Annotated in this window: 6 protein-coding genes and 1 pseudogene; 2 read left to right on the forward strand and 5 right to left on the reverse strand. The window is 69.2% G+C overall.

From position 1 onward, the window contains the following. The 5 genes from JNW89_RS20060 to JNW89_RS20080 all read right to left on the reverse strand — a co-directional run. Positions 1-1026 (reverse strand): ABC transporter ATP-binding protein (locus tag JNW89_RS20060; RefSeq protein WP_238450061.1); only part of this gene is annotated, 1026 nt, incomplete at its 3' end. Beyond that, a complete protein-coding gene (locus JNW89_RS20065; RefSeq protein WP_238450062.1) occupies positions 1010-2047 on the reverse strand; it encodes an ABC transporter ATP-binding protein in 1038 nt (345 codons plus the stop codon). The genes JNW89_RS20060 and JNW89_RS20065, both read right to left, overlap by 17 nt. 7 nt (positions 2048-2054) lie before the next feature. Then, positions 2055-3011: an ABC transporter permease gene (locus tag JNW89_RS20070; protein ID WP_238450063.1), complete on the reverse strand. Its 957-nt coding sequence runs from the start codon at positions 3009-3011 to the stop codon at positions 2055-2057. After that, positions 3004-3942: an ABC transporter permease gene (locus JNW89_RS20075; protein ID WP_238450064.1), complete on the reverse strand. Its 939-nt coding sequence runs from the start codon at positions 3940-3942 to the stop codon at positions 3004-3006. Before JNW89_RS20075 ends, JNW89_RS20070 begins: the two co-directional genes overlap by 8 nt. Positions 3943-4026: 84 nt before the next feature. Next, a complete protein-coding gene (locus JNW89_RS20080) occupies positions 4027-5631 on the reverse strand; it encodes an ABC transporter substrate-binding protein (protein ID WP_238450065.1) in 1605 nt (534 codons plus the stop codon). Between the two features lie 412 nt (positions 5632-6043). Here JNW89_RS20080 and JNW89_RS20085 point away from each other — a divergent pair, with 412 nt between their 5' ends. Together JNW89_RS20085 and JNW89_RS20090 are read left to right on the forward strand one after the other, a co-directional pair. Further along, positions 6044-6904: a bifunctional methylenetetrahydrofolate dehydrogenase/methenyltetrahydrofolate cyclohydrolase gene (locus JNW89_RS20085; RefSeq protein ID WP_238450066.1), complete on the forward strand. Its 861-nt coding sequence runs from the start codon at positions 6044-6046 to the stop codon at positions 6902-6904. Positions 6905-7005: 101 nt separating this feature from the next. Next, positions 7006-7955: pseudogene (locus JNW89_RS20090) on the forward strand (malate dehydrogenase). Positions 7956-8216 lie beyond the last annotated feature (261 nt).

The following is an 8216-nucleotide window of genomic DNA, read 5'->3' on the forward strand; positions in this document are numbered from 1 at the left end:
TGGGGCGGAGGTTCGGGCGAAGTGGGCAGGCGGAGGGGGTGGGGGTCGGCGGGCGCGGGAGACCGTCAGGGGTTCCTCGCGGGCGCAGACCTCCTGGGCCTTCCAGCAGCGGGTGCGGAAGCGGCAGCCGGACGGCGGATCGGCCGGGCTCGGCACGTCGCCGGTGAGCCGGATGATGGTCCGGTCGTTGCGGACGTCCGGGTCCGGCACCGGCACCGCCGAGAGCAGCGCCTGGGTGTACGGGTGGGTGGCCCGCTCGTAGATCTCGTCCTCGGTGCCGATCTCCACGATCTTGCCGAGGTACATCACCGCGACCCGGTCCGAGATGTGCCGGACCACCGACAGGTCGTGCGCGATGAAGATGTACGAGAGCCCGAACTCGTCCTGGAGCTGCTCCAGCAGGTTGATCACCTGCGCCTGGATGGACACGTCCAGCGCGGAGACCGGCTCGTCGCAGACGATCACCTCGGGCCGCAGGGCGAGCGCCCGGGCGATGCCGATGCGCTGCCGCTGGCCGCCGGAGAACTGGTGCGGGTAGCGGTTGACGTGCTCCGGGTTGAGCCCGACCACGTCCAGCAGCTCCTGCACCCGCCGCCGCTTGCTGCCCTTCGGCGCCGCCTCCGGGTGGATGTCGAACGGCTCGCCGATGATGTCGCCGACCGTCATCCGCGGGTTGAGCGAGGTGTACGGGTCCTGCATCACCATCTGCATGTTGCGCCGCAGCCGGCGCAGCTCGCCCCCGGAGGCCTTGAACAGGTCCTTCCCCTCCAGGGTGGCCCCGCCGGAGGTGGGCGTCTCCAGCCGCATCAGCAGTCGGGCCAGCGTCGACTTGCCGCAGCCGGACTCGCCGACGATGCCCAGGGTCTCGCCCCGGCGCAGCTCGAAGCTCACCCCGTCGACGGCCCGGACCGCGCCGGTCTGCTTCTGGAACAGCACGCCCTGGGTGATCGGGAAGTGCTTGACCAGGTTGTCGACGGAGAGGATGGTCTCGCCGCGGACCTTGGTCGGGCTAGCGGGCGCTGTCATCTCGGACCTCCTGCGCGAAGTGGCACGCGCTGGTCCGGCCGTCGCCGAGGACCAGGTCGTGCGGCACCACGTCCACGCAGACCTGCTGCACGTACGGGCACCGGGGGTGGAACGGACAGCCGGAGGGGATCCGCATCAGGTTCGGCGGCAGCCCCTTGATCGTCGACAACTCCTGGCCGCGCACGTCCATGCGCGGGATCGACTCCAGCAGACCCTTGGTGTACGGGTGGGCGGGCGACCGGTACAGCGAGCGGACGTCGGCGTGCTCGATGATCCGGCCGGCGTACATGACCGCGATCCGGTCCGCGACGCCGGCGACCACGCCGAGGTCGTGGGTGATCAGGATCATCGCCATGTTGAGGTCCCGGCGCAGGTCGGCCAGCAGGTCCATGATCTGGGCCTGCACGGTGACGTCCAGCGCGGTGGTGGGCTCGTCGGCGATCAGCACCTTCGGGTTCATGGCGAGCGCCATCGCGATCATGACGCGCTGCCGCATTCCGCCGGAGAACTGGTGCGGGTAGTCGCCGAGGCGCTTCGCCGCGGCCGGGATCCGGACCAGGTCCATCAGCTCGACGGCGCGCCGGCGGGCGTCCGCCTTGGACATCCCCTCGCGCTGGCGCAGCGTCTCGCCAATCTGCCAGCCGACGGGGAAGACCGGGTTCAGGGCGGAGAGGGCGTCCTGGAAGATCATCGCGATCTCCTTGCCCCGCACCTGGCGGCGCTGCTCCTCCGACTGCTTCAGCAGGTCCCGACCCTGGTAGAGGATCTGACCGGAGCGGATCACCGCCGGCGGCGTGTCGAGGATGCCCATGATCGCCTGGGCGGTGACCGACTTGCCGGAGCCGGACTCGCCGAGCACCGCGAGGGTCTCGCCGGCGTCCAGGTGGTAGGAGACGCCGTTGATCACCTTGGCGACGCCCTCGCTCGTCCGGAACTCGACGTGCAGGTCCCGGATGTCGAGCAGGTGGCCGCCCTCGGGCGTGGGGGAGGCCGGCGTCGGGTGGACAGCGGACTGGGTCATGAGGTTCTCACCGGAGCTTCGGGTCGAAGGCGTCGCGGATGGCGTCGCCCAGCATGATGAAGGCGAGGACGGTCAGCGCGAGGAAGGCGGACGGGACGACCAGCGGCGTCGCCGACTCGCGCATGTGCACCCGGCCGGCGTCGATGTCGATGCCCCACGAGATGGTCGGGGCCTTGAGACCGATGCCGAGGAAGCTCAGCGTCGCCTCGGCGGCGATGAACGAGCCGAGCGCGATGGTGAGCACCACGATCGCCGGGGCGAGCGCGTTCGGCAGGATGTGCCGCCACATGATCCGGCCGTTGCCGGCGCCGAGCATCCGGGCCGCCGCCACGTAGTCCTGCTCCTTGGCGGTGATCACCGAGGAGCGGACCACCCGGGCCGCGGTGGTCCAGCCGAGCACCGCCAGCACGAAGATCACCGCGAACAGCCGGACGTTGTCGCTGCTGGTGCTCACCCGCTTGAGCAGCACGATCGCGGCGAGCAGCAGCGGGATGCCGAGCACGATGTCGATCACGCGGGAGAGCACCGCGTCGACCCAGCGGCCGAAGTAGCCGGCCAGCATGCCGATCACCAGCGCGATGATGCCGGTGAGCAGCGCGGAGAGCGCGCCGACCAGCAGCGAGGCGCGGGCGCCGTAGACCGCCCGGGCGTACGTGTCGCAGCCCTGGAAGTCGTACCCGAAGATGGCCCCGCCGGACGGCCCGTCGTGCTGCCGGGAGAGCACGCAGTCGCGCGGGTCGTTGGCGGTGAAGAGCGAGGGTACGACGGCCATCGCCGCGATCACGACGACCAGGGCGAGGCTGATCCAGAAGATCGGATTGCGGCGCAGGTCGCGCCAGGCGTCACCGGCCAGGCTGCGGGCCTTCTGCGGCGCGCCGATCTGGTTGGGCGCTCCGGGCTCGCCGGACACGCCCCGCCGCGCGGCCTGGTTCTCCGTGGCCGCCACGGTCTCGAAGTCACTCATAGCGAATCCTCGGGTCGAGTACGGCGTACAGGACGTCCACCACCAGGTTGGACAGGAGGTAGACCACGACGAGCACGCTGACGATGCCCACCACCAGCGGGCCGTCCTCGGTGCGGATGCCCCGGAAGAGGTTGAAGCCGACGCCGGGGATGTTGAACACGCCCTCGGTGATGATCGCGCCGCTCATCAGGTTGCCCAGCTCGACGCCGAGGAAGGTGATCACCGGGATGAGCGAGTTGCGCAGCACGTGCACGCTGACGATCCGCCGCTTGACCAGGCCCTTCGAGCGGGCCGTCCGGACGTAGTCGGCGCGCAGGTTCTCCGCCACCGAGGTCCGGGTCAGCCGCAGCGCGGTGGCCAGCGAGAGCGAGCCGAGCACGATGCCGGGGAGCAGCAGCGCGTACAGGTCGGGCTCAGAGCCGGCGGTGGGCGGGAAGAGCTGCCACTTGACGCCGAGCAGGTACTGCGCCAGCGGGGCCAGCACGATGGTCGGGATGCCGAGCACCAGCAGGGTCAGCACCAGCGTCGAGTTGTCGAAGATGCTGGCCCGGCGGATGCCGGCGAGCACGCCCGCGGTGACCCCGAACAGGATCGTCACGGCCATCGCGATGAGCGCCAGCTTGACGGTCACCGGCCAGGCGGCGGCGAGGATGTCGCCGATCTGGCGGCCGGTCAGCGACTGCCCGAGGTCACCCTGGAGCAGGTTCTTGATGTAGTCGAAGTAGCGGTAGAAGAAGCCGCCCACCCCGGTCTGGTCGAGGTGGAACTTTTCCGTCAGGTATGCCCGCTGGGCGGCGGTGACCGGGCGCTCGCCGGCGAGCGCCTGGATCGGGTCGCCCTGACCGGCGAACATCAGTGCGTAGACGATCAGCGTGGTTCCGAAGAAGGCGAGGACCATCTGGAGCAGTCGCCGCAGGATAAAGCGGAACATACTGTGAAGTCTCTCTGAAAAGGGGCGAAGGACGTGGCGGGTCGGGTCGGGCCACCTCGCGGTGACCCGACCCCACCAGCGCTGTTACTTGACGGCCTCGATCTTCAGCAGGTCGACCCGGTCGAAGAGATCCATCTCCACGTTCTTGACCTTGGTCGAGTGTCCGAAGTTGTTCTGGCCGTACCGCAGCGGGATCACCGGCAGGTCCTCGGCCAGGAGGTCCTCCGCCGCCTGGTACTTCTTGATCGCCTCTTCCTCGTTCGGCGCCTTGGCGCCCTCGGCCAGCAGCTTGTCGAACTCGGGGTTGCTGTAGCCGTAGTAGTTCGAGGAACCGTTGGTGCTGTACAGCGGGCCCAGGTAGTTCTCCATGGACGGGTAGTCCATGACCCAGCCCATCCGGAACAGGCCGACCGGCTGCTTCGCCTTGAGCTTGGTCAGCAGGTCCGCGAACTTGGGCTCGGCGGTGCCGACGCACTCCACGCCCAGGTTGGCCTTGAGCTGGTTGCAGGTCGCGTCGATCCAGTCCTTGTGGCCGCCGTCGCCGTTGTACGACAGCTCGATCTTGGACGGGCCACCCGCGGCCTGGTACATCGCCTTGGCCTTGGCCGGGTCGAACTCGCCCGCCGCGCCGATGGTGTTCTCCCGGTAGCCGGCCACGACCGGCGAGACGAAGGAACGGGCCGGCTGCTGCGAGTCCTTGAAGATCGACTTGGTGATCTCGTCCCGGTCGATCGCCATGGAGATCGCCTTGCGGACCTCGGGCTTGCTGAATTCCTTCTGGAACGTCGGGAACGCCAGCACCTGCAGCGACGAGGCCGGGCTCTGCTCGAACCGGTCACCGAGGTCGGTGGCGGCCGTCGACAGGCTCTCGGTCGGGATGGTCTTGATGACGTCCAGGTTGTCCGAGAGCACGTCCGCGTAGGCCGCGGTCGGCTGCTGGTAGATCCGGAACTCGACGCCGGCCACCTTCGGCTTCTGGCCGGGGAAGGCGTCGTACTTCTCGACCTCGACCTTGGCGTCGTGCTGCCAGCTGCCCTTGATCTTGAACGGGCCCTGACCGATCGGCGCCTGCTCGTAGCCCTCGGCCAGCACGCCCGGGGCGGAGAAGGCCGCCTTCGGCAGCGGGTAGAAGGCCGTGTAGCCGAGCATCGTCTTGAACTCGCTGTACGGCTCGGTCAGCGTCACGGTGAAGGTGAGGTCGTCGACCTTCTTCAGCCCGGACAGCGTCTTCGCGGCCGGCTTCTCGCCCTGCAGGTCCTCGTAGCCGGCGACCTTCTCGAAGAAGTAGCTCGAGTTCTGGCCGTTGGGGGCGTACGCGCCGTAGTTCCAGGCGTCGATGTAGTTCTCGGCCGTGACCTTCTCGCCGTTGTGGAAGGTGTAGCCGTCCTTCAGCTTGATCGTCCAGACCTTGTTGTCCGACGACGTCACCGACTCGGCCGCCACCTCGTACGGCTTGTTGGCCTCGTCATAGTCGACCAGCGGGCTGAACAGGGCGGCGAGCACCTGCGAACCACTGGTCTCGTTGGTGTTGGTGGGCACCAGGTGCTGCGGCTCGGCGATCTCGATCCGCACGGCCGCGTTGGGGTCGCTCTGCCCTGATCCGCCGTCGCCGCCCGAGCCGCAGGCCACCAGGCCAAGCGTCACCGCGAGCGGGAGAGCGGTCCAGGCGGCAAGCCTACGAACTCGCATTGAGTCTCCTCATCTCCTCACGCTGCGCAGTCTGGCCCGGCGCTGGGTAACGCTGCGCAACGTTGGGCAACGGTAGGTCGCGGCGGGCTGTTCGGCAACGAGAGCGTTGCGAACCAATAACGGAAAGGCGGTCCCGGTCTTGTCGCCCTTCCGCCCCTCTGCTAAGAGCGATGCGTGAGGCCGCTGCTCAATGTCGGTTTCGAGGCTGGCGTTCCGCGCCCGTGGCGCGCTCCGGATAGCCGTGCGTGGTTGCCGGCCCGCCGTCCGCTCTGTGCCCGTTCATGATTGGCCGTCCGTCCCGGGGTGTGGTCGACTCCACACACGGTCACTCTGAGTGATGAAAGCCACGTAACAGAAAGTCACGGTTGGTCGTCGTCCCAACCTGCGGCCGTCGCCGTGAGACGATCTGGACGTGACGGCGACGATCCTGGACGGCAAGGCGACCGCGGCGGAGATCAAGGACGAGCTGCGGACGCGGGTCAAGGCGCTCGCGGAGCGCGGCATCACCCCGGGCCTCGGCACCGTCCTGGTCGGGGCCGACCCGGGCTCCCAGGCGTACGTCAACGGCAAGCACCGGGACTGCGCCGAGGTCGGGATCGCCTCCATCCGCCGCGAGCTGCCCGCCGACGCCACCCAGCAGCAGGTCGACGCGGTCCTCGCCGAGCTCAACGCCGACCCGGCCTGTCACGGCTACATCGTCCAGCTGCCGCTCCCGGCCCACCTGGACACCCAGCGCGCGCTGGAGATGATCGACCCGGACAAGGACGCCGACGGCCTGCACCCGGTCAACCTCGGCCGACTGGTGCTCGGCTACGACGCCCCGCTGCCCTGTACCCCGCGCGGCATCGTCGAGCTGTTCCGCCGGCACGACGTACCGCTGCGCGGCGCGACGGTCGCCGTGGTCGGCCGGGGCAACACCGTCGGCCGCCCGCTGGGCCTGCTGCTCACCCGGCGCAGCGAGAACGCCACCGTGACGCTGTGCCACACCGGCACCCTCGACCTCGCCTCGCACACCCGCGCCGCCGAGATCGTGATCGTCGCGGCGGGCGTACCCGGGCTGCTCACCGCCGACATGATCACCCCGGGCGCGACCGTGGTCGACGTCGGCATCACCCGCGTGATCGGCGCGGACGGCAAGGGCCGGTACACCGGAGACGTGGACCCGGAGGTGGCCGAGGCGGCCGGCAAGGTGGTCCCGATGCCCGGCGGTGTCGGGCCGATGACCCGCGCCATGCTGCTCACCAACGTGGTGGAACGGGCCGAGCGGGGCTGAGCACGGCCATCGGTGTCATAACCGTCCGCCCCTACCCGGATCGGTGCCAGGATGGCTGATACGGTCCGGAAAACCGACTGGTAGCAGGGAGTGGGACGACCATGGGTAAGAAGGTCACTGTCGTCGGGGCCGGCTTCTACGGCTCCACCACCGCACAGCGCCTGGCCGAGTACGACGTCTTCGACACCGTCGTGATCACCGACATCGTGGAGGGCAAGCCGGCGGGTCTCGCGCTGGACCTCAACCAGTCCCGCGCGATCGAGGGCTTCGAGACCAAGGTCGTCGGCGTCACCACCGGCCCGAACGGCGAGGGCTACGAGGCCATCGAGGGCTCGGACGTCGTCGTCATCACCGCCGGCCTCCCGCGCAAGCCGGGCATGAGCCGGATGGACCTGCTGGAGACGAACGCCAAGATCGTCCGCCAGGTGGCCGAGAACGTCGCCAAGTACGCCCCGAACGCGGTCGTCATCGTGGTCTCAAACCCGCTGGACGAGATGACCGCGCTGGCCCAGCTCGCCACCCAGTTCCCGAAGAACCGGGTGCTCGGTCAGGCCGGCATGCTCGACACCGCCCGGTTCACCAACTTCGTCGCCGAGGCCCTCCAGGTGCCGGTGAAGTCGGTCAGGACCCTGACCCTCGGCTCGCACGGCGACACCATGGTCCCGGTGCCGTCGAAGAGCACGGTGAACGGCAAGCCGCTGCGCGACGCGATGCCGGCCGAGCAGATCGAGGAGCTGGTCGTCAAGACCCGCAACGGTGGCGCCGAGGTCGTGGCGCTGCTGAAGACCGGCTCGGCGTACTACGCCCCGTCGGCCGCCGCCGCCCGGATGGCCAAGGCCGTCGCGGAGGACTCCGGCGACGTCATGCCGGTCTGCGCCTGGGTCGACGGCGAGTACGGCATCTCCGGCGTCTACCTGGGCGTCGAGGCCGAGATCGGCGCCGAGGGCGTCAAGCGGGTCGTCGAGACCGACCTGGACGCCGACGAGCTGGCCAGCCTGAAGGAGGCCGCCGAGGCGTCCGCGCCAAGCAGGGCGACATCGCCAGCATGTGATCCACCAGCACCACCCGAAGGGGGGCACGCCGACACACCGGCGTGCCCCCTTCCCCATCTCCACCCCCGGTTCCCACCCCGTTGACCATGGAGTTGTTGTCAGTCCGGCCGGCGTGTCGCTGCAATAACTTCATGATCACCGGGGCGGCAGGAAAGGGGAGGCTCGCCCGGGTGCACGTCGTCATCCTGACCAACTACGGCTTGGACGAATACGTCTTCAACGCGCTGCGCGCCGGCGCGGCCGGATTCCTCGTCAAGGAC

It is taken from the genome of Micromonospora sp. 4G55 (assembly GCF_016803375.1).

Coding starts and splice junctions, on each gene's coding strand:
- JNW89_RS20065 (WP_238450062.1), bottom strand. CDS start 2,047: ATGACCCAGTCCGCTGTCCACCCGACGCCGGCCTCCCCCACGCCCGAG.
- JNW89_RS20070 (WP_238450063.1), bottom strand. CDS start 3,011: ATGAGTGACTTCGAGACCGTGGCGGCCACGGAGAACCAGGCCGCGCGG.
- JNW89_RS20075 (WP_238450064.1), bottom strand. CDS start 3,942: ATGTTCCGCTTTATCCTGCGGCGACTGCTCCAGATGGTCCTCGCCTTC.
- JNW89_RS20080 (WP_238450065.1), bottom strand. CDS start 5,631: ATGCGAGTTCGTAGGCTTGCCGCCTGGACCGCTCTCCCGCTCGCGGTG.